Source organism: Pseudomonas sp. Fl4BN1 (genome assembly GCF_009908285.1).
Classification (GTDB): domain Bacteria; phylum Pseudomonadota; class Gammaproteobacteria; order Pseudomonadales; family Pseudomonadaceae; genus Aquipseudomonas.
Genome location: NZ_JAAARM010000020.1, coordinates 48,123 through 74,758, shown reverse-complemented (window position 1 = coordinate 74,758; position 26,636 = coordinate 48,123). Strand labels below are relative to the sequence as shown.

At 62.7% G+C, this 26,636-nt stretch carries 17 protein-coding genes; 15 read left to right on the top strand and 2 right to left on the bottom strand.

The features are described from left to right. Positions 1-108 precede the first annotated feature (108 nt). A complete protein-coding gene (feaR, locus tag GV818_RS21645; RefSeq protein WP_161756372.1) occupies positions 109-1,047 on the top strand; it encodes a transcriptional regulator FeaR in 939 nt (312 codons plus the stop codon). A gap of 128 nt (positions 1,048-1,175) precedes the next feature. On the opposite strand, the gene GV818_RS21640 is transcribed toward feaR, so the two are convergent. Next, on the bottom strand, positions 1,176-1,979 hold the full coding sequence (locus tag GV818_RS21640) for a helix-turn-helix transcriptional regulator (protein WP_161756373.1): 804 nt from the start codon (positions 1,977-1,979) through the stop codon (positions 1,176-1,178). Between the two features lie 205 nt (positions 1,980-2,184). On the opposite strand from GV818_RS21640, the gene GV818_RS21635 reads away from it, so the two are divergent. From GV818_RS21635 to GV818_RS21580, 12 genes are all read left to right on the top strand, one after another. After that, entirely contained in the window at positions 2,185-3,549 is a 1,365-nt protein-coding gene (locus GV818_RS21635; RefSeq protein WP_161756374.1) for an APC family permease, read from the top strand. A 9-nt stretch (positions 3,550-3,558) separates the two neighbouring features. Continuing rightward, a complete protein-coding gene (locus tag GV818_RS21630) occupies positions 3,559-4,659 on the top strand; it encodes a P1 family peptidase (protein ID WP_161777472.1) in 1,101 nt (366 codons plus the stop codon). A 300-nt stretch (positions 4,660-4,959) separates the two neighbouring features. Next, a complete protein-coding gene (locus GV818_RS21625) occupies positions 4,960-6,408 on the top strand; it encodes a serralysin family metalloprotease (protein ID WP_161756376.1) in 1,449 nt (482 codons plus the stop codon). Between the two features lie 93 nt (positions 6,409-6,501). Continuing rightward, on the top strand, positions 6,502-6,885 hold the full coding sequence (locus GV818_RS21620; protein ID WP_161777471.1) for an AprI/Inh family metalloprotease inhibitor: 384 nt from the start codon (positions 6,502-6,504) through the stop codon (positions 6,883-6,885). 210 nt (positions 6,886-7,095) lie between these two features. After that, on the top strand, positions 7,096-8,883 hold the full coding sequence (locus GV818_RS21615) for a type I secretion system permease/ATPase (RefSeq protein ID WP_161777470.1): 1,788 nt from the start codon (positions 7,096-7,098) through the stop codon (positions 8,881-8,883). Between the two features lie 14 nt (positions 8,884-8,897). Next, positions 8,898-10,214 (top strand): HlyD family type I secretion periplasmic adaptor subunit, encoded by a 1,317-nt coding sequence (locus GV818_RS21610; RefSeq protein WP_372242112.1) that lies wholly within the window; start codon positions 8,898-8,900, stop codon positions 10,212-10,214. Positions 10,215-10,228: 14 nt separating this feature from the next. Beyond that, positions 10,229-11,578, top strand: coding sequence for a TolC family outer membrane protein (locus GV818_RS21605; RefSeq protein ID WP_372242111.1), 1,350 nt, complete (start codon positions 10,229-10,231; stop codon positions 11,576-11,578). Between the two features lie 48 nt (positions 11,579-11,626). Then, positions 11,627-13,312 carry a polyurethane esterase gene (locus GV818_RS21600; RefSeq protein ID WP_161756381.1) on the top strand — a complete coding sequence of 562 codons (1,686 nt, stop codon included), beginning with the start codon at positions 11,627-11,629 and terminating at the stop codon, positions 13,310-13,312. 199 nt (positions 13,313-13,511) lie between these two features. Beyond that, positions 13,512-16,499, top strand: a complete 2,988-nt coding sequence (locus GV818_RS21595; RefSeq protein ID WP_161777469.1) for an autotransporter serine protease — start codon at positions 13,512-13,514, stop codon at positions 16,497-16,499. Between the two features lie 183 nt (positions 16,500-16,682). After that, positions 16,683-19,682, top strand: a complete 3,000-nt coding sequence (locus GV818_RS21590; RefSeq protein WP_161777496.1) for an autotransporter domain-containing protein — start codon at positions 16,683-16,685, stop codon at positions 19,680-19,682. Between the two features lie 108 nt (positions 19,683-19,790). Beyond that, on the top strand, positions 19,791-21,644 hold the full coding sequence (locus GV818_RS21585; protein ID WP_161756383.1) for a polyurethane esterase: 1,854 nt from the start codon (positions 19,791-19,793) through the stop codon (positions 21,642-21,644). Positions 21,645-21,856: 212 nt separating this feature from the next. After that, on the top strand, positions 21,857-22,237 hold the full coding sequence (locus tag GV818_RS21580; protein ID WP_161756384.1) for a hypothetical protein: 381 nt from the start codon (positions 21,857-21,859) through the stop codon (positions 22,235-22,237). Between the two features lie 14 nt (positions 22,238-22,251). Here the strand turns inward: GV818_RS21580 and GV818_RS21575 are convergent, their stop codons facing one another. Continuing rightward, positions 22,252-22,476 (bottom strand): YgdI/YgdR family lipoprotein, encoded by a 225-nt coding sequence (locus GV818_RS21575; protein WP_161777468.1) that lies wholly within the window; start codon positions 22,474-22,476, stop codon positions 22,252-22,254. A gap of 202 nt (positions 22,477-22,678) precedes the next feature. Between GV818_RS21575 and GV818_RS21570 the strand changes: the two genes are divergently transcribed. Further along, positions 22,679-24,331, top strand: a complete 1,653-nt coding sequence (locus GV818_RS21570) for a VRR-NUC domain-containing protein (protein WP_161777467.1) — start codon at positions 22,679-22,681, stop codon at positions 24,329-24,331. Then, on the top strand, positions 24,328-26,613 hold the full coding sequence (locus tag GV818_RS21565) for an ATP-dependent DNA helicase (RefSeq protein WP_161777466.1): 2,286 nt from the start codon (positions 24,328-24,330) through the stop codon (positions 26,611-26,613). The genes GV818_RS21570 and GV818_RS21565 overlap by 4 nt, the downstream gene beginning before the upstream one ends. Positions 26,614-26,636: the final 23 nt, after the last annotated feature.

The following is a 26,636-nucleotide window of genomic DNA, read 5'->3' as shown; positions in this document are numbered from 1 at the left end:
GTAACAGACTATCCATGCTGTCAGGCACCTTGCCTGGCAAATGGATAACATGTTAATGATATCGCCATAACAACAAAGGCGGTCCAAACCGGCTTCTGGAGGTGCACAGTGCTTGCTTCGCATAGTTTCAGTTCCTGGGTAGGTGCCTTGCAGGGTGTCTGCGGTCGATTTGATGCCCGTCCGGCGCGAAACCCTGCCTTGTTCATCGGTGAAGTGGGGTTGCAGGACTACGCCGGGCTGGAGGTGGCGCAGATCCGCACCAATGCCGGGCTGATTTCCCGGCAGGGCACCAAGGTCGACCAGGAGGACGACCGCCATTGTTTCCTGATCATCCAACGCAGTGGCCATGCACGACTGAGCCAGGGTGGCGAGAGTGTCGAGCTGGCCCCGGGTGACATGGCCCTGCTGGACTCCGCCGGCGCTTGTGAGATCGTGCCTCACGGCCTGATCGAACATGCTTCGTTCCATTTGTGCCGGGAAGAGGTTTATCGCCACCTGCCGGCCCAGCAGCCCAAGTTCGGCAAGCTGTCGCAGAATTGCGCCAGTGGGCGCTTGATGCGTCTGTTGGTAGAGCAGATTTGCGCTGGTGACCTGCAGGGCTGTGCCGCGCAACAGGAAGGGCAAGCGCTGCAGGAAGCGTTGATTGCCCTGCTTGGGCCAACCCTGCGCCAGACCGCCAGCACCCTTGGCGGTTTTGACCAGAGCCTGCACGGCCATTGCCTGCGTGATCAGGCCCGACAGTTGATCAACCAATCCCTCAACGAGCCGGGTCTGACCCCGGTGTCCCTGGCGGGGCAGCTGAATATCTCGGTGCGCCAGCTGTACCGACTGTTTGAAGAGCAGGGGGACAGCGTGTGCCGGTTCATCCAGCGCTCACGGCTCAAACGCAGTGCCGCGGACCTGAGTAATCCGCAGCTGCGCAACGAGTCGATTACCGACATTGCCTTTAAATGGGGCTTCACCGATTCGGCGCACTTCAGCCGGACCTTCAAGAAACATTTCGAGCAATCACCCCGGGACTTTCGCGCCCGCTCCCTGAGCGCTTAGCAGGCGCCGGCGCTTGTCGGCGAACGGGGAAACAGCGCATTGGCCTTGCTGTCGCCTTCGCTGGCAAGCCAGGGCCTTCAAAAAAACGCCTGGCGCGACACTGTTTGCTGTCTGCGGCAGGGGCGATTTCAGGGGTTTTCCAGGTCATGTCCCAGGGACTGGATGAACAACGAAAACAGCTCTGGCTGGCTGGAGATATCCAGCTTGGCGTAAAGGTGTCGACGGTGCACTTTGATGGTGTCGGGCGAGATCTTCAGGCGTTCGGCCATGGCCTTGGAGGAGAAGCCCCGGAGGATCAATCGGGCAATCTCCAGCTCCCGCTCGGAAAGCACAGCACTGCCAAAATGGCTCAGGGCGTCACGGATCTGGCTGGCCATTTCCTCTGTCGCCGGTCCTTGGGGACGTGTCTGGCTGTGCTGCCAATGTTGCTGCATCAGCGGCAGGACCCAGGCGGCAAAGGTGGTGAGCTGGCCGATTTCCTCGCTGTTGAAGACCCGCTGGCTGCCCAATGACAGGGACAGGGTGCCGGCATCGGGCAGTTGCAGGATGAATTGCACTTCATCTTCCAGGACGTTGTCGTGAAAGTAGCTGAGAAAGTACTCGCTCTGGCGGAAGTGGTCCGGGGCCACTTCTTCCAGGCGGTACAGGCCACTGGGGTAACCCTCGCGACAGGCCTGGAAAAACGGGTCCAGCAGGTACAGGCCGTTCAGGTAGGTGAGCATCGACGCCGGCTTGCTGCTGGGTTCGGCGTCATATTCCTCCAGGGCCTGGGGCGGGGCGCCCTTTGGGTAGTAGATCGCCAGGGCGTTGTCGAACGGCGTGGCCTGGTGCAGTAACAGGATCAGCTGCTTCCAGAATCGCGGGTTGCCAATCAGTGTAAGGGTGCGCCCCAGGCCGGCGTGCATGCCGACTTCCCTGAACAGACTACTCAAAGGCCTTGCTCCACTGGTTCACTGAAAGTGTGAAGGCACGGTTTCGTTGATTTGCTCGCCGTCGTCAAGGGGAGTACTCCAATAGGGGAATTGGTCGACCTGTCGTGACTGCCTAGAGTAGCTCCTATCAAGTGCGCCACAGAGTGCACTCGCCCGATGGATTTCGTTTCTGCCTCAGACCAACAATAAACACGAGGATAACGATATGAGCTCTCCTTCCACGCCAGACGGCGTGCTGAAACCAACCTTGAGTGTGTTCGACGTGGTGGCTATCACCGTGTCCGGTGTGACCCCCGCCAGTTCAGTGTTCGTGATTGCACCCTTTGCCATCCATCAGGCCGGCAGCGGGGTGTTCCTGGCGTTCGTCATTGCCGGTTTGCTGGCGCTGATGTTTGCCTTCTGTTACGCCGAGCTTGGCCGTGCCCACAATAGCGCCGGTGGCGAGTATGTGTATGCCAAGCGGGTGTTTGGCGGCATGGCCGGTTATGCCACTTTCCTTACGGTGCTGGTGATGCTGCTGTTCATTCCGCCGGTGCTGGCCACCGGGGCCGCCACTTACCTGAACAACGCCCTGGGCTCGAATTTCGATTCGCAGACCGTGGCCCTGGTGATCGTGGTCTGCAGTTATCTGCTGGGCATTCTCAATATCAAGCTCAATGCCTGGATCACCGGCACCTGCCTGCTACTGGAAGTGGCGGCATTGCTGGTGATCGTCTGGCTGGGTTTTGGCAACGCCGCACAGCCGCTGAGCATCCTGGTACACCCGCAGATCGTCGAGCATGGCGTGTTGCAGATGGCGCCCTGGGCTTTGGTGATCGGTGCTGTGGGCATTGGCCTGTTTTCCTACAATGGCTACGGGCCGGCGGTGCTGTTGGCTGAAGACATGAAGTGCAAGGGCCGTGGCGTACACAAGGCGGTGCTCTGGTCCCTGGTGCTGGTGGTGATCATCGAGCTGGTGCCGATTACCGCGCTGTTGATCGGCGCGCCGTCCCTGGATGCGATGCTCGCCAGCCCCGATCCCATCGGTTACCTGCTGACCAGCCATGGCAATGAAACCCTGGCCCGGGTGGTCAGCGGCGGGATCTTCCTGTCGGTGTTCAATGCGATTGTCGCCATCGTCATCCAGATTGGCCGAGTGGTGTTCAGCAGCGGTCGCGATGCTCTGTGGACGCCCACCATCAATCGCCTGTTCACCCGGATTCACCCACGCTGGGATTCGCCATGGCTGGCCACACTGTTCCTGGCGGTGCCCTCGGCGATTCTCAGCTTCAGCTCGAACCTGGCGGACCTGACATCCTTCAGCGTGCTGCTGATCATGCTGGTGTACCTGATCGTGGCCCTCAGCGCGCTGATGAGCCGAGTACTGCTGCGCGATCGTGAGCACCCTTATCGCATGCCCCTGTGGCCATTGCCGGCGCTGTTGGCGGTAATCGGCGCGGGGTATTTGCTGATCAATCTGTTCCTCGAGGCTTCCCTGCGGGACATCATGGTGATTATCGGGCTGCTGGCGCTGTCGGTGATCCTCTATGGCACCAACGGCCGGTACAGCCCGGCGTTTCAGAAACTGTAAGGAGTGGTTATGCGAGCACGTCAAATGGGCATCAGCCTGGGTCTGGGGACGCCAGGCCCGTTCAATGCGATTACCGATGTTCCCGGGGTGCGGGTGGGGCACAGCACCCTGAAAACCACCGTGGAGGGCAAACAGGTGCGTACCGGGGTCACGCTGATCCAGCCTCGCGCCGGGCACGCACGGCAGCAGCCCTGCTTCGCGGGCTGCCATGTACTCAACGGCAATGGCGACGCCACGGGCCTGGAGTGGATTCGCGAGGCCGGGACCCTGAGTACGCCGTTGGCCATCACCAATACCCACAGTGTCGGGGTGGTGCGCGACAGCTTGATCGCTCTGGAGCGCGAGGCCCTGGCAGACCCGGCGGTGTACTGGTGCATGCCGGTGGTGATGGAAACCTACGACGGCCTGTTGAATGACATCTGGGGCCAGCATGTCGGTCCGCAACAGGTCCGCGAGGCCATGGCCTGCGCCGAATCCGGGCCGGTGGCCGAGGGCGCGGTCGGTGGCGGCACCGGGATGATCTGCCACGAGTTCAAGGGCGGTATCGGTACCGCTTCACGGCGGCTGACGCAAGAGCAGGGCGGTTACACCGTTGGCGCCCTGGTCCAGGCCAATCACGGCAAGCGTGAAGAACTGCGGGTCGATGGTTACCCGGTAGGGCGTCGCCTGCGGGATATTCCCTCGCCGTTTGCCGAGCGTGGTACCCCGGGCATGGGCTCGATCGTGGTGATCCTGGCCACCGATGCGCCATTGCTGCCGCATCAGTGCCAGCGCCTGGCACAGCGCGCGTCTATCGGTATTGCCCGGACCGGCGGCGGCACCGAGGATTCCAGTGGCGATATCTTCCTGGCCTTTGCCACGGGAAACCGGGACTTGCCTGCTGCAGACTACGGTCGCAAGGATCTGGCGTTCACTGCGCCCCTGGCCATGCTCAACAACGATCACATTTCACCCTTGTTCAGCGCCGCCGCCGAGGCGGTGGAGGAAGCCATCATCAACGCCATGCTGGCGGCCGAGCCAATGACTTGCGCCGACGGGGTGCAAGTTCCGGCCCTGAGCCCGCAAACACTGGTCGAGGCATTGGAACTAACTGGTTGGGCCAGAAGTTGACGGACTAAAAACTGCGATGCAGTTGGCATAACTGGGGTTATGGATATTTAATAATTAAATTGTAGATTGTCGGACAATTACAGCCGTTAATCATGGTTGAAAATAATCTTTTGACTGAGTGGTCATTGTTTGCTGGAGTTTTTTGGAACAGTGGAATTTGACGTCAAAATAGTAGTGGACGTTCGATTTCGAATTGTGTCAGCTTTCTTTCGCCTACTTAGGGCGAGTGATAGGACGATCTCGCCAGGGATTGTCGCTATCTGACAAAAACTGTTCCATTGATTACAAGGAAGTTTGTTTATGTCAAAAGTAACAGAGAACGCTATTGCACTTGCTGAACAACAACTGGGGCCAGTGGCAGCAGCAAGTTCGGCGTATGACCAGATCAATAGCTTCAGCCACCTATACGACCGTGGCGGCAATCTCACGGTTAACGGCAAACCCTCGTTCTCGGTCGACCAGGCCGCCACGCAGCTGTTGCGTGACGGTGCTGCCTACAAAGACCTGAACGCTAACGGCAAGATCGACCTGACCTACACCTTCCTGACTTCGGCTTCCTCGAGCACCCTGTACAAGCATGGTATCTCCGGGTTCAGCCAGTTCAGTGCCCAGCAAAAAGCCCAGGCCGTGCTGGCCATGCAATCCTGGGCTGATGTGGCCAACGTCGTGTTCACCGAGAAAGCCACGGGCGGTGACGGCCACATGACTTTCGGCAACTACAGTGGTGGCCAGGACGGCGCTGCGGCATTTGCCTACCTGCCGGGCACCGGTGCCGGTTATGACGGCACGTCGTGGTACTTGACCAACAGCAGCTACACCAAGAACAAGACTCCCGAGCTGAACAACTATGGCCGTCAGACCCTGACCCATGAGATCGGCCACACCCTGGGCCTGGCTCACCCCGGCGACTACAACGCCGGTGAAGGCAACCCGACCTACAAGGATGCTACCTACGGCCAGGACACCCGTGGCTACAGCGTCATGAGCTACTGGAGTGAAAGCAATACCAACCAGAACTTCAGCAAGGGCGGGGTCGAAGCCTATTCGTCCGGCCCGCTGATGGATGATATTGCCGCCATCCAGAAGCTCTACGGCGCCAACTACGCTACCCGTGCCGATGACACCACCTACGGCTTCAACTCCAATACCGGGCGCGATTTCTACAGCGCCAGTTCGGCCTCGGACAAGCTGGTGTTCTCGGTGTGGGACGGTGGTGGCAACGACACCCTGGACTTCTCCGGCTTTACCCAAAACCAGAAGATCAACCTCAATGCCGGTTCGTTCTCCGACGTTGGCGGCATGGTGGGTAACGTCTCCATTGCCCAGGGCGTCAGCGTGGAGAACGCCATCGGCGGTTCGGGTAACGACCTGTTGATCGGCAACGATCTGGCCAACGTGCTCAAAGGTGGTGCCGGTAACGACATCATCTACGGCGGCGGTGGTGCGGATCAGCTGTGGGGCGGTTCGGGTGCCGATACCTTCGTGTTCGGTGCCAGTACCGACTCCAAGCCGGGCGCAGCCGACCAGATCATGGATTTTGTCAGCGGCCTGGACAAGATCGATCTGACCGGGATCACCAAGGGCGCAGGCCTGCACTTCGTCAACGCCTTCACCGGCGCGGCAGGTGATGCAATCCTCAGCACTTCCGGGGGCATCAGCACCTTGTCGGTGGACTTCTCCGGGCACGGCGTGGCGGACTTCCTGGTCACCACCGTTGGCCAGGCAGCAGTCGGCGACATCGTCGCCTAAGTGAGGTAGACGCGGGGCGGCGCCGATGCGCGGCCCTGCGTTCTTGCATTGGCCAAGGGGCTGAGCGAGTCTACCGGCCGGACGGAGCATTCTATGACCCCACAAACCTTGAGTTGCAGGGCGGCCGCTTGGCTGCTGGCGACGCTGATGATGTTTTATGGAGCAATAACCATGGCAAGCAGCCTGCTATTGGCGGACCCCTCGGAACTGGTTGGACACTGGCAGTTGCAACAGGCAGCACAGCCTGGCAACAGCTGTGCTCTGGACTTGCTGCAGAACGCGGCCTTGGGCGACGGTGCCGAATGCCTGTCGAAGTGGATCGGTGAAGCCGCGGTAGGCTGGTTTCCAGAGCCCGACGGCATCGCCATCACCGGGCGTGAAGGTTCAAGAGTCATCTTTTTCAGCCGACAAAAAGAAGGCCTGTATGAGGCACGGCTGAAGACTGACGAATTGATTGTTTTACAACGCGCTCGCTAATTAAGTGCAGAGGCTGTTCGTTTAATATTGAATGGCCATTGTTTCGTGACTCTTGTACGGGCGGGTTTATAACCGGGCTGCTGTTATTGACAGCTGTCCGGTTTGGACGTGTCCGCACGTCTTTTAGACTAAGGGAGCGCGTTGTTAGTTGTGTCGTATATGGGTTCCTCGCGTTAGGCGTGGATGGTCAGCTCAGGGAAAATGTTGAAGATGGTGAAGATTACTCATCCTGCACCACTGTTTAAGGCACTGGGCGAATATAAAAGCATCCTTATCAGTGTCGGTTGTTTCACTGCGTTGATTAACGTGCTGATGCTGGTGCCGTCCATTTACATGTTGCAAGTCTACGACCGGGTACTGTCGTCGCAGAATGAAACCACCCTGGTGATGCTGTCGCTGATGGTGGTGGGATTCTTCCTGTTTATCGGTCTCTTGGAAGTGGTGCGCAGCTTTATCGTCATTCGCATCGGCAGTCAGTTGGAGCGGCGTTTCAACCTGCGGGTCTATCAGGCGGCGTTCGAGCGTAATCTGTCCCGGGGCGAAGGCCATGCCGGGCAATCCCTGGGCGACCTGACCCATATCCGCCAGTTCCTCACCGGGCCGGCGCTGTTCGCCTTCTTCGATGCACCGTGGTTTCCCATCTATCTGTTGGTGATCTATGCCTTCAACGTCTGGCTTGGGGTGTTTGCCACGGTCGGCGCGCTGCTGCTGATTGCCCTGGCATTCCTCAATGAGGCAATGACCAAGAAGCCCCTGGGGGAGGCCAGCGGTTATTCGCAAAAGTCCACGCAACTGGCCACCAGCCACCTGCACAACGCCGAAACCATCCAGGCGATGGGCATGCTCGGGGCGTTGCGCAAACGCTGGTTCGCGGTGCATTCGCGCTTCCTGAGTTTGCAGAACCAGGCCAGTGACACCGGGTCGGTGATCAGCTCCTTGAGCAAGACCCTGCGCCTGTGCCTGCAATCGTTGGTGCTGGGCCTCGGCGCATTGTTGGTGATCAAGGGTGACATGACCGCAGGGATGATGATTGCCGGGTCGATCCTCATGGGCCGGGTGTTGAGCCCCATCGACCAGTTGATCGCGGTATGGAAGCAGTGGAGCTCGGCCAAGCTGGCCTATGGGCGCCTGGACGCGCTGTTGCGCGAATTCCCGCCCAGCGACACCGCCATGTCGTTGCCGCCGCCCAAGGGCCAAGTGAGTTTCGAGCAGGTCAGCGCCGGGCCACCCGGGCGTCGCCAGGCGACCTTGCAGCAGGTGAGCTTCAGCTTCAATGCCGGTGAAGTGCTCGGGGTGCTCGGCGCTTCCGGTTCCGGCAAGTCGACCCTGGCCCGGGTGCTGGTGGGCGTCTGGCCGACCCTGGCGGGCACCGTGCGCCTGGACGGCGCCGACATTCATCGTTGGAACCGTGACGAACTGGGTCCCTACATCGGCTATTTGCCCCAGGACATCGAGCTCTTCACCGGCAGCATCGCCGAGAACATCGCGCGCTTTCGCCAGGCCGACCCGGAACAGGTGGTCCAGGCCGCACAATTGGCCGGGGTGCATGAACTGATCCTGCGCCTGCCCCAGGGTTACGACACGGTGCTGGGGGATGACGGCAGCGGCTTGTCCGGTGGCCAGAAACAGCGAGTGGCCCTGGCCCGGGCGCTGTATGGCAATCCGAGCCTGGTGGTGCTCGACGAACCCAACTCCAACCTCGACACCGTGGGCGAAAGCGCCCTGGCAGCGGCCATTGCCCAGCTCAAGGCCAAGGGCACCAGCGTGGTCCTGGTGACCCATCGCTCGTCGGTGCTGGCCCTGGCCGACAAGCTGCTGGTGCTCAATGAAGGCCGCTTGCAAGCGTTCGGTCCCAGCCAGGAGGTGCTCAAGGCCTTGTCCGGTGCACAGCAGTCACAGGCCCAGGAGGCGGCCAAGCCCGCGGCAGCGGCAGCAGCACCCGGCGGCTTGAGCATGAGCCGCCAGTATCAGGCCCCGACACGGAATTCAGGCGCATGAGCAAGGACCGCAACATGATCATCGAAGAAGATTACGCGCCGGAGCGGGTTGAGCGAGACGCGGGTTTTTTCGCCCGCATGGGCTGGGTCCTGGCCCTGGTGGGGGCCGGCAGTTTCTTCATCTGGGCGGCGCTGGCGCCCCTGGACCAGGGGATTCCCGTGCAAGGCACGGTGGTGGTGTCGGGCAAGCGCAAGGCGGTGCAAGCCATGAGCAGCGGAGTGGTCAGCCGGATCCTGGTGCGTGAAGGCGAAAGCGTGAAGCAGGGCCAGCCGCTGTTCCGCCTGGACCAGACCCAGGTCGCGGCGGACGTGCAGTCCTTGCAGGCCCAGTACCGCATGGCCTGGGCCAGCCTGGCGCGCTGGCGCAGTGAGCGCGACAACCTCAAGCAGGTGGATTTTCCAGCACAACTGAGCAGCAGCGATGACCCGCGCCTGGCCCTGGTGCTGGAGGGCCAGCGCCAGCTGTTCAGCAGCCGTCGCGAGGCTTTCTCACGTGAGCAGGCGGGCATTCGCGCGAACATTGAAGGCGCCACCTCGCAACTGGCAGGCATGCGCCGGGCGCGCACCGACCTTGGCAACCAGGCCGAATCCCTGCGCCAGCAACTGAGCAATCTGCAACCCCTGGCGGACAACGGCTACATCCCGCGCAATCGTTTGCTGGAATACCAGCGGCAGCTGTCCCAGGTGCAGCAGGAACTGGCGCAGAACACCGGTGAAAGCGGGCGGGTCGAGCAGGGCATCCTCGAATCCCGGCTCAAGCTGCAACAACACAGTGAGGAATATCAGAAAGAGGTGCGCAGCCAGTTGGCCGAGGCCCAGCTCAAGACCCAGACCCTGGAGCAGCAACTGACCTCCGCCGGTTTCGATTTGCAAAACAGCGAAATCATCGCCACCGCCGATGGCATCGCGGTCAATCTTGGGGTGCACACCGAAGGCGCCGTGGTGCGCCAGGGCGAGACTCTGTTGGAGATCGTGCCGCAGGGCACCCATCTGGAAGTGGAAGGGCGGCTGCCGGTGAACCTGGTGGACAAGGTCGGCCCCCATCTGCCGGTGGATATTCTCTTCACCGCCTTCAACCAGAGCCGTACCCCGCGGGTGCCCGGAGAAGTCAGCCTGATTTCCGCGGACCAGATGATCGACGAGAAAACCGGGATGCCGTACTACGTGCTACGCAGCAGCGTCAGCGACCAGGCCATGGAAAAACTCAACGGGCTGGTGATCAAGCCCGGGATGCCGGCGGAGATGTTCGTGCGTACCGGCGAACGCTCGCTGCTCAATTACCTGTTCAAGCCACTGCTCGACCGGGCCGGCTCAGCACTGACCGAAGAATAAGGATGTTGCGTCGTATGAGTAAGCTTTCCATTCTCGCGGCAGCCTTGTCCCTGCTGGTGTGCCAGGGGGCCCAGGCAATGGGCCCGTTCCAGATCTACGAGCAGGCCCTGCGCAACGACCCGGTGTTCCTCGGTGCGCTCAAGGAGCGCGATGCCGGACTTGAAAACCGCGCCATCGGCCGCGCCGGGTTGTTGCCCAAGCTGGGCTACAGCTACAACAAGGGGCATAACAACTCCAAGGTCACCTACCTGGACACGGTGCGCGGCACCGTGACTGACAAGCGCAACTACGACAGTTATGGCTCGTCGCTGAACCTGCAGCAGCCGCTGATCGACTACGAGGCCTACGCCAACTACCGCAAGGGCGTGGCCCAGGCGCTGTTCGCCGACGAGAACTTTCGCAGCAAGAGCCAAGAGCTGCTGGTACGGGTCTTGAGCTACTACACCAGGGCGCTGTTCGCCCAGGACCAGATCGACATCGCCCAAGCCAAGAAGAAGGCCTTCGAGCAGCAGTTCCAACAGAACCAGCACATGTTCCAGCAGGGGGAGGGCACTCGCACCGACATTCTCGAAGCCGAGTCGCGCTACGAGCTGGCCACCGCCGAAGAGATCGAGGCCCGGGACGAGCAGGACGCCGCGTTGCGCGAGCTGGGGGCCTTGATCGGGGTGCCGACGGTCGATGTACGTGACCTTGATCCGTTGCAGGAGCATTTCCAGTCGTTCTCCCTGAGCCCGGCCAACTACGACACCTGGCATGAACTGGCCCTGAGCAACAACCCGGTTCTGGCGTCCCAGCGCCAGCGCGTGGAGGTGGCGCGCTTCGATGTGGAGCGCAACCGCGCCGGGCACCTGCCCAAGCTCAGTGCCTACGCCACGGTGCGCCAGAACGAGTCGGAAAGCGGCAACACTTACAACCAGCGTTACGACACCAACACCATTGGCATCGAAGTCAGCATGCCGCTGTACGCCGGGGGTGGGGTTTCGGCCTCGACGCGCCAGGCCAGCCGCAACATGGAACAGGCCGAATACGAACTCGATGGCAAGACCCGGGAGACGCTGATTGAACTGCGCCGTCAATTCAGTGCCTGTCTATCAGGGGTGAACAAGTTGCGCGCCTACCAGAAGGCCCTGACCTCGGCCGAGGCCCTGGTGATTTCGACCAAGCAGAGCATCCTCGGCGGCGAGCGGGTCAACCTGGATGCCTTGAATGCCGAACAACAGCTTTACACTACCCGACGTGACCTGGCCCAGGCCCGCTATGACTATCTGATGGCCTGGACCAAGTTGCACTATTACGCAGGAACCTTGCGGGAAGAAGATCTGGCCAGGGTCGATGAGGCCTTCGGCCAACGCACAGCGCCCTAGGTTCGGCTCACGCGAACCTCGGGCCACAGGGATAAAGGAGTTACAAACATGAGCATCTTTGACTACAAGAATGCCCTTGGCAGTGCCGGCAAAGCCCAGTACAGCGAGGCCATCACCTTGGCCTTGTATGCCTCGACGCCTACGGGCGAAGCGTTGCCGGGCACCTCGTGGCGGCCGATCAGCGCAACACAGCTGGGTTACCAGGGCAACGTCAGCGCCCAGGGCACTATTTCCGGCGAGCAGGCGAGCGTCAGAGATGCCCAGGTCGAAGTGCTGGGCAAATACGATGCGAGCGGGCAGTTGTTGTCCATCGGCATCAGCTTTCGCGGCACCGACAGCCTGGCGGACGGGGTGAATGACTTGCAGGCGGCTTTTGTCCCGGGGTTTGCCGACAACTACAGCCGGCTGGCCTTCGACAACCTGCTGGGCAAGGTGGCGGCCTTCGCCGCTGCCCAGGGCTTGGCGGGTAACGATGTGCTGGTCACCGGGCACAGCCTCGGCGGGCTGGCGGTCAACAGCCTGGCGGCGATGAGCCAGGATCACTGGGGCGGTTTCTTCAAGGACGCGAGCTATGTGGCCTTCGCCTCGCCGACCCAGAGCGCCGACAGCCAGCAGGTGCTGAACATCGGCTATGAAAACGACCCAGTGTTCCGCGTGCTGGACGGCACCCATTTCAACGGCTCCTCCCTGGGTACCCATGACCAGCCCCAGGCCTCGGCGACCAACAACATCGTCAGCTTCACCGATCACTATTCGTCGTTGCTCGGCAAGCTGGTGCCCCAGAGCATCCTCAACCCCTGGTCCTGGTCGGCGCACAGTGCGGTGGACTACGCCGCGGGCCTCAACCGCCTGATCGGCTCGGATTTCTACGACCTGACCAGCCGCGATTCGACGGTGGTAATCTCCAACCTGTCGGAGGGCAAGCGCGATCAGGTCTGGGTCAAGGACCTCAACCTCTACAGCGAACAGCACCAGGGCAGCACCTTCATCATCGGCACCCAGGGCAACGACCTGCTGCACGGCGGCAAGGGCAACGACTACCTGGACGGCGGTGCCGGCGATGACCGCTTTCGCGATGACGGCGGCTACAACATCATCCTCGGCGGCAAGGGCCATAACGTCCTGGAGTTGCAGCAGCCGCTGAAGAACTTCTCCATCGCCAATGATGGCGACGGCACCCTGTACATCCGCGATGCCTACGGCGGCATCAGCATGACCCGGGACATCGGCGCCCTGGTCAGTCACGAGGCCGGGAGCTTCTGGCAGCTGTTCGGCAAGGACGTGAGCTACAGCGTCACCGACAACGGCCTGCTCAACGGCAACCAGTGGACGGCCTACAACCACTCGCTCAACGGCGATGCCTACGGTAACGCGCTGGTGGCCAGCGTCGACGGCGACTGGCTGTTCGGCCATGGCGGCGACGACCTGTTGAGCAGCGACAAGGCCAACGTGACCTTCGTTGGCGGTACCGGCAACGACGTCATGCACTCCAGCGGCGGCGGGGCCAATACCTTCCTGTTCAGTGGCAACTTCGGCTTCGACCTGATCCACGGTTATCAGAACACCGACAAGCTGGTGTTCATGGGCGTGCCTGGGATCGATGCCCACTACGACTACAGCCAGCACCTGTCGCAGAACGGCAACGATACCTTGCTCAGTGTCGGCGAGTTTTCGGTGACTCTGGTGGGGGTCGGCATGGATGGTCTGAACGGTTCGGGCATCGTCTTCGCCTGATCAATGCACTACCGCAGCGCGGTGTCTTCAGAGGCCGCCGCATAGCCGCGCAGTCCAGGGAGTGAGGCTTCACTCCCTGTCGGTTGGCGAGGCTGGGAACGAGGAGGATTTGGGGGCTGGTCCCCTGCAGTAACAGGCAACAAGCTGGTCTGTCCCGGATGGACGATCCAACAAAAACAAAAACAGAGAAGTCATCGACATGGATGTTAAGCGTGATCAGCTCAAGGCGCTGACGGGCACCCTGTGCCTGGCGTTTGCCAGTGGTCTGCCGTTGCCGGCATTGGCCACCTATCAGGAAAGTGCGCGCCTGGGCGACCCGGGCAGTTGGCGCACGGCCGAATACCTTCAAGACTGGGGCCTGCAGCGCATGCAGGCGGACCAGGCCTATGCTGCGGGTATCACCGGCGCCGGGATCAGGATCGGCGCCCTGGATTCGGGTTTCGATGCCCGTCATCCCGAGGCCAGCCCGGAGCGCTTTCACCCGGTCACCGCGACTGGCGAGTTTGTCGATGGCACGCCCTTCAGCGTCTCCGGTGTGCTCAATGCGGCCAACGACAACCACGGCACCCACGTTACCGGGACCATGGGCGCGGCCCGCGATGGCATGGGCATGCACGGGGTGGCCTTCAATGCCCAGGTGTATGTGGGCAACACCAATCACAACGACAGTTTCCTGTTCGGCCCAAGCCCCGACCCCAAGTATTTCCAGGCGGTGTACGGCGTGTTGGCCGATGCGGGCGTGCGGGTCATCAACAACAGTTGGGGCAGCCAGCCCAAGGACGTCCGCTACCAGACCCTGGGCGACCTGCGGGCCGCCTATGCCCAGCATTTCCAGCAGGGCACCTGGCTCGATGCCGCCGCCGAGGTCTCGCGCCGCGGGGTGATCAATGTGTTCAGCGCCGGCAACAGCGGTTATGCCAACGCCAGCGTGCGCTCGGCCTTGCCGTACTTTCAGCCGGAGCTGGAAGGCCACTGGTTGGCGGTGTCGGGGCTGGACAAGAACAACCAGCAGAAATACAACCAGTGCGGGATCGCCAAATACTGGTGCCTGGCCACTCCGGGCGCGGCCATCACCAGCACCATCGCCGGTGGCGGTTATGCCACCTACAACGGCACCTCGATGGCCGCGCCCCATGCCACCGGCGCCCTGGCCCTGGTGATGGAGCGCTATCCCTACCTGAACAACCAGCAGGCCCTGCAAGTGTTGTTGACCACTGCCCGGCAGCTTGATGGCGCGCAGACCCAGGGGCCTACTTCCCTGGTTGGCTGGGGCGTGCCGGACCTGGGGCGGGCGCTGCACGGGCCGGGGCAATTGCTCGGTGAGTTCAAGGTCAACCTGGGTGCCGGGCAAGGGGATATCTGGAGCAATGGCATCTCGGACCAGGCCCTGGTGCAGCGCCAGGCCGAGGATGCTGCCGAGCACCAGGCCTGGCAACAGACCTTGAGGGACCGGGGCTGGACGCAGGGATTGGGCCCCGGGGCCAGCCAGCAGGAACAAACCGATTACGCCCTGGGCATGGCCCGCGACGCGGCTGCCGCGCAGCGTGATTACCAGGGCAGCCTGATCAAGTCCGGCCCCGGCTGGTTGGTGCTCAGCGGCGACAGCAACTACCGCGGGCCGACCACGGTCAACGGCGGCTTGCTGGCGGTCAATGGCCAGTTGGCGTCTGCGGTGACGGTGAATGGCGGTGGCACCCTGGGCGGCTCCGGACAAATTGCCGGGCTCACTGCCACGGCCGGCGCCCGGGTGGCACCGGGCAATTCCATCGGCACTTTGAATGTGGCGGGGAATGTTGATTTCCAGCCGGGCTCGACCTATGTGGTGGAGCTTTCCCCCAGTGCCAGCGACCGTATCGTTGCCACCGGCCAGGCCAGTCTCAATGGCGCCAATGTCAGTTTGCTGCCGCAAGAGCGTCCGCAGCTGCTGAGTACGCAGCCGGTGCCGAGCCTGATCGGTCGCCAGTACGACATCCTGCAAGCTGCCGGCGGGGTTGTCGGGCATTTTTCCAGCGTCCAGCCCGGCTCGCTGTTTCTCGGCCCCGTCCTCGACTATTCAGGCACCGGTGTGCAACTGAATGTGCTGCGTAGCGCCACGACCTTTGCCAGTGTCGGTGGCACTGCCAACCAGCGCTCGGCCGGTGCGGCGGTCGAGCAGTTGGCGGCGGGCAACTCGGTGTATGAAAGCCTGCTGCTGTTGCCTTCGACGGAGCAGGCCCAAGGCGCGCTGGAGCAATTGTCCGGGGAGATCTACCCGGCCCTGAGTGCGATGCTGGTCAGCCAGGGGGCGGTCGTGCGCGATGCCCTGGGCGAGCGCCTGCAACGTTCCGGCTTGAAGGCCTCGGGCCCTGAGCGCGAGGCGGTGAATGTCTGGCTCAAGGGCTTGGGGGCCTGGGGTCGGGTCGAAGGCGTGCGTGGGACAACGGCCCATGACACCTCCCTTGGCGGGATGCTGGCGGGCATCGACCGGGACCTTGACGAGCAGACCCGCGTCGGCCTGGCGGGTGGCTACAGCGACAGTTCCTTGAACATGGGCGGCGGTACCCGGGCCAAGGCGCGGGTCGACAGCTATCACTTGGGTGTCTATGCCCGGCACGACCTCGACGACCTGCGCCTAAGCCTGGGGAGCAGCTACAGCTGGCATCACGCCGAGGTCCGGCGTGACCTGGCCTACGGCGGTGTATCCGGCCGCGAGAAAGCCCGGATCGATGCCCGCAGCACCCAGCTGTTTGCCGAGGCGGCGCATGCCGTGCCGCTGCCAGCGCTGGTGCTGGAGCCTTTTGCCAACCTGGCCTACCAGTACTTGGAGCGCGACGCCTTTCACGAGCAGGGCGACGCCGCAGCGCTGCAAGGGGGCAACGACTCGCGCGATGCCTGGCTCGGCACCCTTGGCCTGCGCGGTCGCCAGCACTTGCGGCTGGCCTCGGGGCAAGCCCTGGAGCTGTCGGCGAGCCTGGGCTGGCAGCACCGCCTGAGCGGTACCCAGGCCAGCGAGGCATTGTCCTTTGCCGGTACTGACTCGGGTTTTGTGGTGAGCAGCACGCCGCCCTTGCGTGATGCCGCGCTGGTGTCCGGGCAGGCGCGTCTGGGGCTGGCCCGGGATGTGGAGCTGAGCCTGAGTTACCAGGGGCAACTGGCCAGTCGCCAACAACAGCACGGAGCAGGGCTCAACCTCGAGTGGCGCTTCTGAGGCGGGATTCGAATCAACGGCGGCGTAAGGAACTCGCCCCAGGGAATTTCGCCAACGCAACTTTTGTCAACGCAGCTAAGGAAGGTCGTAGTGAAGCAAGTCAAACGCAAGGATCGCGGTGTGGCTGGGCAGGGCTGGGTGCTGACCCCGCTTGGCCAGGCATTGCTGGGCTGGGTGGCGCTGATGGGCTCGGCCCAGGCACAACCCTATGTGGAAACCGGCCGCTCGGGTGATGCTGGCAGTTGGCGCAGCGCCGAGTTCAAGGCCGATTGGGGGCTGGGGGCGATTCATGCCGACAGCGCCTATGCCGCCGGGTACAGCGGCAAGGGCATCAAGCTGGGGATCTTCGACCAGCCGGTGTATGCGCGGCATCCAGAGTTCTCCGGCGCGGACAAGGTGGTGACTCTGATCACCAGCGGCATCCGCCAGTACACCGATCCCTATATCCGGGTGAATGCCGGCGATGCCTTTCGCTATGACGGCAGCCCTTCGCTGGGCTCGGACCGCAAGCTCGGCTCTCATGGCACCCATGTGGGCGGGATCGCCGCCGGCAGCCGCGATGGCGGGGCAATGCACGGCGTGGCCTACGATGCGCAGATCATCAGCGCCGACAACGGTGACCCGGGCCCGGAGGATGGCATCGTCCTGGGCAATGATGGCGCGGTATACAAGGCGGGTTGGGACGGCCTGGTGGCCAGCGGCGCGCGAATCATCAACAACAGCTGGGGCATCGGCATTACTGACCGTTTCAGCCGGGACGGCCATAACCTGGCGCTCGCGCACTTCACCCTGGATGACGCGCGCGCCCAGTTTACCCAGATCCAGCCCTTGCTCGGGACCTTGCCGGGGGGCGCCTACGACGGCGCCATCGCCGCCGCCCGCGGCGGTGTGATGACGATTTTCGCTGCCGGCAACGACTACAACCTGAACAACCCGGACGCCATCGCCGGCCTGGCCTATTTCGTCCCGGACATCGCGCCCAGCTGGTTGACCGTGGCCGCCTTGCAACAGAATCCTGATAGCGCCAGTGCCGATCCCTACGTCATCAGCAGCTTTTCCTCACGCTGTGGCTACACCGCCAGCTTCTGCGTCTCGGCCCCCGGCACGCGGATCTACAGCTCGGTGATTGGCGGTACCAGCCTTGAGAACATGACCCTGGGTTATGCCAACAAGAACGGTACCTCGATGGCCGCGCCCCACGCCGCCGGCGCCGCCGCGGTGTTGATGCAGCGCTTTCCCTACATGAACAGCGCACAGATCGCCAGCGTGCTGCGCACCACCGCCACCGACCTCGGCGCCCCCGGCATCGACTCGCTGTACGGCTGGGGCATGATCAACCTGGACAAGGGCATCCATGGCCCGGGGATGCTGGTCACCGAGCAGGATATTCCCGAGGCGTTGCGGGTTGCGGGCGCTTATGGCACGACCCAGTTCGTCGCCGAGCTACCGGGGGTCGGCGCCCTGGTGGATGCGGGCAAGCCGACCGAGCGCCGCTGCAACGACATCAGTTGCGGCCTGGACTTCTGGAACAACGACATCAGTGGCCACGGCGGCCTGACCAAGCAGGGCATCGGCACCCTGGTGCTTGGCGGCAGCAACAGCTATTCCGGCCCGACCCTGGTCAACCAGGGGCGCTTGGCGGTCAACGGTTCGCTGGTGTCGGCGGTGACGGTCAACGCCGGCGGGATTCTCGGTGGTACCGGGCGGGTCGGCGGACTCACCGTCAACGCGGGTGCGACCGTGGCCCCGGGCAACTCGATCGGCACCCTGTACGTCAGTTCGGACGTGACCTTCCTGCCGGGTTCGACCTACGCGGTCGAACTGTCACCGAGCGCCAGCGACCGCCTGGTCACCGATGGCCAGGCGCAGCTCGGCGGGGCCACGCTGTCCCTGGTGCTGGAGAGTGGCCCCGGCCTGCTGAGTCAGCAACGGGTGCCGAGCCTGTTGGGGCATCAGTTCGAGATCATTGATGCTGTCGGTGGCATCCAGGGCAGTTTTGGCGTGGTCCAGGCCAACTCGCTGTTCCTTGGCGGCAACCTGGACTACACGGCCGCCGGCGTGCAACTGGCGGTGGTGCGCAACGCCACCTCCTTCAGCAGCCTCGGCCTGACGCCGAACCAGCGTTCAGTGGCCGCCGCTACCGAGCAACTGGGGGCCGGCAACCCGGTGTATGAAAGCCTGCTGCTGGTGGACTCGGCCACCAGTGCCCAGCAAGCCTTCCAGCAGTTGTCTGGAGAAATTCACCCAGCCATTGGCAGCCTGCTGCTCAACGACAGCCGCTACTTGCGCGATGCCGTGGGTGAGCGCCTGCGACAGCAGCCCGTGGCACTCACACGTGGCGCGCAAGGCCAGGATAACGGCGTCTGGCTCAAGACCCTGGGGGCCTGGGGCAAGGCTGATGGCGACGCCGCTCACGCGCGCTACAGCACCTCGATTGGCGGTTTGCTGGTCGGGGTCGATGGCGCCCTGGACGACGACACGCGCCTGGGGCTGTTCAGCGGCTACAGTGACAGTTCGCTGAACATGGGCGATGGCACTCATTCCTCGGCCAAGGTCGACAGCTATCACCTGGGGGCTTACCTGGGCCAGCAACTCGATGCGTTGCGCTTGGGCCTGGGCGGCAGCTACAGCTGGCACCGGATCGAGAGCAAGCGTGAGTTGCAGTACGACACAGTCGCCGATCGGCAGAAGGCCAAGCGCGATGCTCGCAGCGCCCAGTTGTTCGGTGAGGCAGCGTGGCAGTGGCAACTGGCCCCGGTGCTGTTGGAGCCCTTTGCCAATCTGGCCTATGTGCATGTCAGCAGTGACAGTTTCAAGGAACGCGGCGGCGCCACGGCGCTCAAAGGCTCTGACGATCAACGTGAGGCCTGGCTTTCGACCCTGGGGATGCGCGCCGGCCAGCGCCTGCCGCTGGCGAACGGGCAAGCGCTGGAGCTGTCCGCAACCCTGGGCTGGCAGCACAACCTGAGTGCCACCGGGTCCGATCAGCACTTGGCCTTTGCCGCTGGAGGAGGGGAATACAACGTACAGAGTCTGTCCCTGGAGCGTGACGCCGCAGTGATCGGTGCACGAGCAGGGGTTGCCCTGGGTCGCGGGGCCCGGGTCAATCTGGATTACAACGGCGTGTTGGGCAGCAAGGACAAGAGCCATGGGGTCGGGTTGACCCTGGACTGGGCGTTCTGAATCCAGCGCAACCGCTGAAAGGTGTTGTACCGCGTCACCCACGCTCGGCAACGGACGTGGGTGGCCGGAGCTATCTCTGACAATTCCAACAAATAGAGAGGCAATACCATGGGTGTGTTTGACTACAAGAACTTCACTGCAGATGACTCCAAGGCGCTGTTTTCCGACGCCATGGCAATCACCCTGTACTCCTACCACAACCTCGACAACGGCTTTGCCGAGGGCTACCAGCACAATGGCTTCGGCCTTGGCTTGCCGGCAACCCTGGTCACTGCACTGATCGGCAGCACCAGCTCCCAGGGGGTGATTCCAGGTATTCCCTGGAATCCCGACTCGGAGAAGGCCGCCCAGGACGCCCTGCATCAGGCTGGCTGGTCGACCCTCAGTGCCCAGCAACTGGGCTACACCGGCAAGGTGGATGCCCGGGGCACTTTTTTCGGCGAGCAGGCCGGTTACGGCACGGCCCAGGTGGAGATCCTCGGCAAGTACGATGCCCAGGGCCACCTGAGCTCCATTGGCATCGCCTTTCGTGGCACCAGCGGGCCGCGGGAATCGCTGATCAGCGACTCCATCGGTGATGTGATCAACGACCTGCTGGCAGCCCTGGGACCCAAGGACTACGCGAAGAACTATGCCGGTGAGGCTTTCGGCAAGCTGCTCGGGGATGTTGCCGCCTTTGCCCAGGCCAATGGCCTGTCCGGCAAGGACATCCTGGTCAGCGGCCACAGCCTGGGCGGGATCGCAGTCAACAGCCTGGCGGACCTGAGCACTGAGCGCTGGTCCGGGTTCTACAAGGACTCCAACTACATCGCCTACGCTTCGCCGACCCAGAGCGCCAGCGACAAGGTGCTGAATATCGGTTATGAAAATGACCCGGTGTTCCGCGCCCTCGACGGCTCCACCTTCAACCTGTCGTCGCTGCTGGTCCACGATGCCCATCAGGACTCGGCGACCAATAACATCGTCAACTTCAACGACCATTACGCCTCGACGTTGTGGAACGTGCTGCCCTTTTCGATCCTCAACATCCCTACCTGGATTTCCCACCTGCCCACCGGCTACGGCGACGGCCTGACTCGGGTGTTGGAGTCGAAGTTCTACGACTTCACCAGCAAGGATTCGACCATCGTCGTCGCTAACCTGTCAGATCCGGCCCGGGCCAGTACCTGGGTCCAGGACCTGAACCGCAATGCCGACCCTCACAAGGGCAGCACCTTCATCATTGGCAGCGACGGCAATGACTTGATCCAGGGCGGACGCGGCAATGACTACCTGGAGGGCCGTGACGGCAATGACACTTTCCGCGACGACGGCGGCTACAACATCATCCTTGGCGGCAAGGGCAGCAATACCCTGGACCTGCAGCAGTCAGTGAAGAACTACAGCTTTGCCAGCGATGGCGCCGGGACCCTGTATGTACGCGACGCCAACGGCGGGATCAGCATTACCCGCGACATCGGGGCGATCCAGAGCAAGGAACCGGGGTTCCTCTGGGGCCTGTTCAAGGACGATGTACTGCATCAAGTCACTGACCAGGGGTTGAAGGTTGGCAACCAACTGACCCAGTACGCCTCTTCGGTGAAAGGCGATGGCGGCGACAATGTGCTCAGGGCCCATGCCGGCGGTGACTGGCTGTTTGGCCTGGACGGCAACGATCACCTGATTGGTGGCAAGGGCAATGATGTGTTTGTCGGCGGCGCCGGCAATGACCTGATGGAGTCAGGAGGTGGCAACGATACCTTCCTGTTCAACGGGCATTTTGGCCAGGACCGGATCCTCGGCTACCAGAGCGGTGACAAGCTGGTGTTCATGGGCGTGACCGGCGTCCTGCCAGGCCAGGACTATCGGGCCCATGCCAGCAGCAGTGGCAATGACACGGTCCTGACCTTCGGTCAGGATTCGGTAACCCTGGTGGGCGTCAGCCTCGAGCATCTCAACGGCTCGGGCATCATCCTCGCCTGATGCACCCGTGGCGTGGGGCTCGCAATGGGCCTCGCGTCATCCATCGGGAAAAAAAGTGACCATTTGGTCAATTAAGGACTCCAATCCCCGTAAAGCTGAAGCCGGTCAGCGCGTTACTACAGGTACGCAAGATTCTGTAGCCGCTGCCTGCGGCAGTGGCGACAAGGATTCAGTAACAGTCGATTCAAAGTAATGGCAGGAGAGTATTGACAGTGAGTAATAGCAAGAGGTGTGCGAGCGGTCTGATGCTGGCCCTGTGGGCATTCATGGCATCCGCCGATGAGCTGCCTCACAGCTCGATTTTGAAACGTTATGGGATCACCGCGGATCAGTTACCGCAGGGCTTGCCCGCGCCAGCCATTACCGAGGAGCCGGCCCCCAGTCGTTTCCAGGTGGGGCCGGAACAACCCTGGGCGCAGTTTCGCCTGAAGGACGGCGAGGCGCCGGACCTCACTGGCAACATCAGCATCGACAACGCCAATGCTCGCGAGCGCCAGCGCTGCCACCAGGTGCGTGACGAGCTGTCAAAGCGTGGCCAGTTGCAGGGCTTTTTCTGTGAACCAGGGCAGGGGGCCTCTTCCTGGATGCACTGAAGCGCGTTGTTCAGTCATTTTCCCGGGCGGACGGTAGCCACATCGTCCGCCTTGACCCGGATGGTCTTGCCGGAGATGTCCTGGAATTCATAGAAACCATCCGCACTCTTGGTCTTGGGCTGGTCCCGGGTCAGGTACTGAGTACCGTTCTGCAGGGTCACCACGGTCGGTGAGGCACAGCCGGCCAAGGCCAGGGCGCCGAGCGTGGCCAGGAGCAATCCCAGGTTCTTCACATTCATACAGACCTCTTGTCGGTGGGGGTATCCGCGTTAGCCGGACACTATAGTCATGGCCCCTTGGTGTAGTGAAGACGACGAAAGTTCGCCAGGTCATTGGAAAAATCTTCTCCCCGCCATTTATCCAATAGTGTTTGCCAGGGCGGGTGCCGGCTGTTATCTGTACGCATAACCAGTATTGATCCAGCCGTGGCGTCTTCGTTCAGTGACTTCCAACCCTCTCGAAAATCCCCTCTATTACCTGCACAACTTCCAGCAAGTGCTGAACTGGCTGAAGCAGCGCTATGCCGATGTATTGAGCGCCGAAGAGCAGAGCTTTATCGACGAATTCGCGCTTCTGCCCCAGCCGTCCCAGGCATTGCTGGTGCGCATGGTGATGCGCAAGGGACGGCATTTTCGCCTGGGCAAGCTCAGCTACCCGGAGATCGGCGACAGCGCCCAGGCGCTGCAACCGCTGCTGCAACTGGGCTGGGTCGACGAGCAGGCGCCACTGACCCTGGAGGAGTTGTTCGGCCTGCTGCAGAAAGCCGAGATCCTCCAGAGCTTCAAGGCCGCAGGACTCCAGGCCAAGGCCAAGAAGAACCAGTGGCTGGAGTCGCTGCAGGCGCTGTATCCGATGCCGCAGGCTTTCTCCCAATGGTGCCCCGAGCTTGCAGACCGGCTCCTGAGCCTGACGCTGATGCCGTTGTGTGATCGCCTGCGGCTGATGTTTTTCGGCAACCTCTACCAGGACTGGTCGGAGTTCGTGCTGGCGGACCTGGGGATCTACAGCTACGAAACCGTCGAGATCAGCGCCGACGCCCGGGGCCTGCGCAGTCGGGACGACGTTGAAGGCTTCTGCTACTTGCATGAGTGCCAGGAAGCGTTCGAGGCCGGTACTGAACTGCCCCGAGTGCTGGAGCGCATCGCAGCGTTCAGGAGCGCCAACCCCTGGCTGGAAAAACGCCGTGGCAAGCTGCTGTTCCTGCTGGGCCAGCATTGCGAGCGCCTGGCGGACTGGGCACTGGCCCGAGAGATCTATCAGCAATGCGCGTACCCCGGCGCACGCCAGCGACTGATCCGGGTGCTGGAGCGCAGCGCCGAGTACCAGGCGGCCCTGGCGTTGGCGGAGCAGGCAGCGGCCGCGCCGCAGAGCGCCGCCGAGGCCCAGCAGCTGTTGCGCATGCTGCCCCGGCTGCGCCGCAAGCTGGGCGGGCCGCCCTTGCCCCGAGTGGTCAGTCGTGAAGTGGCGCGGCTGGATCTGTGCTTGCCCCGTGACGAGCAGGAGCGGGCGGTAGAGCTGCATGTCCAGGCCCATCTGCACCAGCCCCGGGTGCCGGTGCACTACGTGGAGAACAGCCTGATCAACTCGCTGTTCGGGCTGCTTTGCTGGCCGGCAATTTTCGCGCCTTTGCCGGGGGCCTTCTTCCACCCGTTTCAACGCGGGCCGGTGGACCTGTTGAGCGAAGACTTCCATGAGCGGCGCAGCGAACTGTTCCAGGCTTGCCTGCAGGAGTTGGATGATGGCCGTTATCGGGACAGTATCCGCCAGCGTTTTATCGCCAAGTGGGGCCTGCAATCGCCCTTCGTGTTCTGGGGCGCCTTGAGCGAGGCGTTGCTGGAGCAGGCCCTCGATTGTCTGCCGGCCGAGCATCTGAAGCTCTGGTTCCAGCGTTTGTTGCTGGACATCAAGGCCAATCGCGCCGGCATGCCGGACCTGATCCAGTTCTGGCCCGAGGAAAAGACCTACCGCATGATCGAGGTCAAGGGCCCGGGGGATCGCTTGCAGGATAACCAACTGCGCTGGCTGGACTTTTGCGAGGAGCACCAGATGCCGGTGGCGGTGTGTTATGTGCAATGGCAGGACCCTGCGACGTGAGCTACCGCATCGCGGTGCGCGCCTTGTGCGAGTTCAGCGCCAAGACCGGCGACCTTGACCTGCGTTTTACCCCGTCGCCGACCGCCCAGGAGGGAATCGCCGGGCATCGCACCGTGGCGGCCCGACGCAATCCCGGTTACCAGAGCGAGGTGGCCCTGGAGGGCCAATACGCTGAGCTGCTGGTCAAGGGCCGGGCGGACGGTTACGACCCGGCGCAGAACCTGCTGGAGGAGATCAAGACCTACCGCGGCGACCTGGCCCGCATGCCCGACAACCACCGGCAGTTGCACTGGGCCCAGGCCAGGGTCTATGGCTGGTTGCTGTGCCAGAGCCTGCAACTGCCGAGCATCCGGGTGTCGCTGGTGTATTTCGACATTCTCAGCGAACAGGAAACCGCGCTGGTCGAGGAGTGCAGCGCCCAGGCGCTGGAGGCCTTTTTCAATCACCACTGCGCAGTGTTCCTGCAGTGGGCACAGCAGGAGATGCGGCATCGTGCCGCCAGGGATCAAGCCACCCGCAGCTTGAGCTTTCCTCACGCCGAATTTCGACGAGGGCAAAGGCCCCTGGCCGAGTCGGTGTACAAGGCGGTCAGCACCGGCCGCTGCCTGCTGGCCCAGGCACCCACCGGGATCGGCAAGACCCTGGGGACGATCTTTCCGATGCTCAAGGCCATGGCCCCACAGCAACTGGACAAGCTGCTGTTCCTCACCGCCAAGACTCCGGGGCGGCAACTGGCCCTGGATGCGGCCCGAGTACTGTTCGCCGGGCAGTCCGAGTTGCCATTGCGAGTGCTGGAGTTGGTGGCTCGGGACAAGGCCTGTGAGCACCTGGACAAAGCCTGTCACGGTGAGTCCTGCCCGCTGGCAAAGGGCTTCTACCTGCGCCTGCCAGCGGCACGCCAGGCCGCCAGCCAGGTGCCGATGCTGGATCGCCAGGCCTTGCGGCAAGTGGCCCTGGAGCATCAGGTCTGCCCTTACTACCTGAGCCAGGAAATGGCCCGTTGGAGCGACCTGCTGGTGGCCGACTACAACTACTATTTTGACTTCAGCGCCTTGCTGTTCAGTCTGGCCCAGGCCAATCAATGGCAGGTCGCGGTGCTGGTGGACGAGGCGCATAACCTGGTGGAGCGCGGTCGTGGCATGTACAGCGCCAGCCTCGATCAGCAGCAACTCGACAGCGTGCGCAAGAGTGCGCCCCAGGCGCTGAAAAGCTCGCTGCAACGGCTCAACCGGGAATGGAATGCCCTGCACAAGGAGCAGCTCGCGGCGTATCAGGCCTACGACCAGCTACCCACGGCGCTGCTCAAGGCCCTAGGGCTCTGTGTGGCAGCCCTGGGGGATTACTTCAACGAACAGCCGCAGGGCCTGGACAGTGGGTTGCATGGGTTGTATTTCGAACTGCTGCAGTTTGCCCGGGTGGCCGAGTTGTTCGACGAGCAGCAATTCATCTTCGATATCAGCAAGCGCTCGCTGAGTGCCAAACGCAGCCTGTCGCGCCTGAGCCTGCGCAACGTGGTGCCGGCGGCGTTGATCGGGCCACGCTTGACGGCGGCCCGCAGTACCGTGCTGTTTTCCGCCACCCTCAATCCCCGGCATTACTACGCGGACCTCTTGGGGCTGCCGGAGACAACGGTGTGGCTGGATGTCGAATCGCCGTTCGCCGCCGAGCAACTGGAGGTGCATATCGTCAGCCGCATCTCCACTCGCTACGTCCACCGGCAGGCGTCGCTGGCACCCATTGTCCAGCTGATGGCCCGTCAGTTCGCGGCGCGGCCGGGTAACTACCTGGCATTCTTCAGCAGCTTCGACTACCTGCAGCAGGTGGCCGAGTTGCTGGCCCGCGAGCACCCAGGAATTGCCTTGTGGCTGCAATCGCGGGGCATGGATGAAGCGTCGCGCCAGGGGTTTCTCGAACAGTTTCGCGCCGATGGGCAAGGCATCGGTTTCGCGGTGCTTGGCGGGGCCTTTGGCGAAGGTATCGACTTGCCGGGGTCGAAGCTGATTGGCGCCTTCGTCGCCACGCTCGGCCTGCCGCAGCTCAACCCGTTGAATGAGCAGATGAAGCAGCGCATGGCTGCGCTGTTCGGTTCGGGTTATGACTACACCTACCTGTACCCCGGGTTGCAGAAGGTCGTGCAGGCGGCAGGCCGGGTCATTCGCAGCCAGGCGGACCGCGGGGTGGTGCTGTTGATCGACGACCGTTTCGCCGAGCCCTGGGTGCGTCAGCTCTTGCCGAGCTGGTGGGCAGTCGATTCCCTCCGCGTGCCGTTGGCCTCCAGCTAGAGACCTGAGCACGCGGGTGCTGG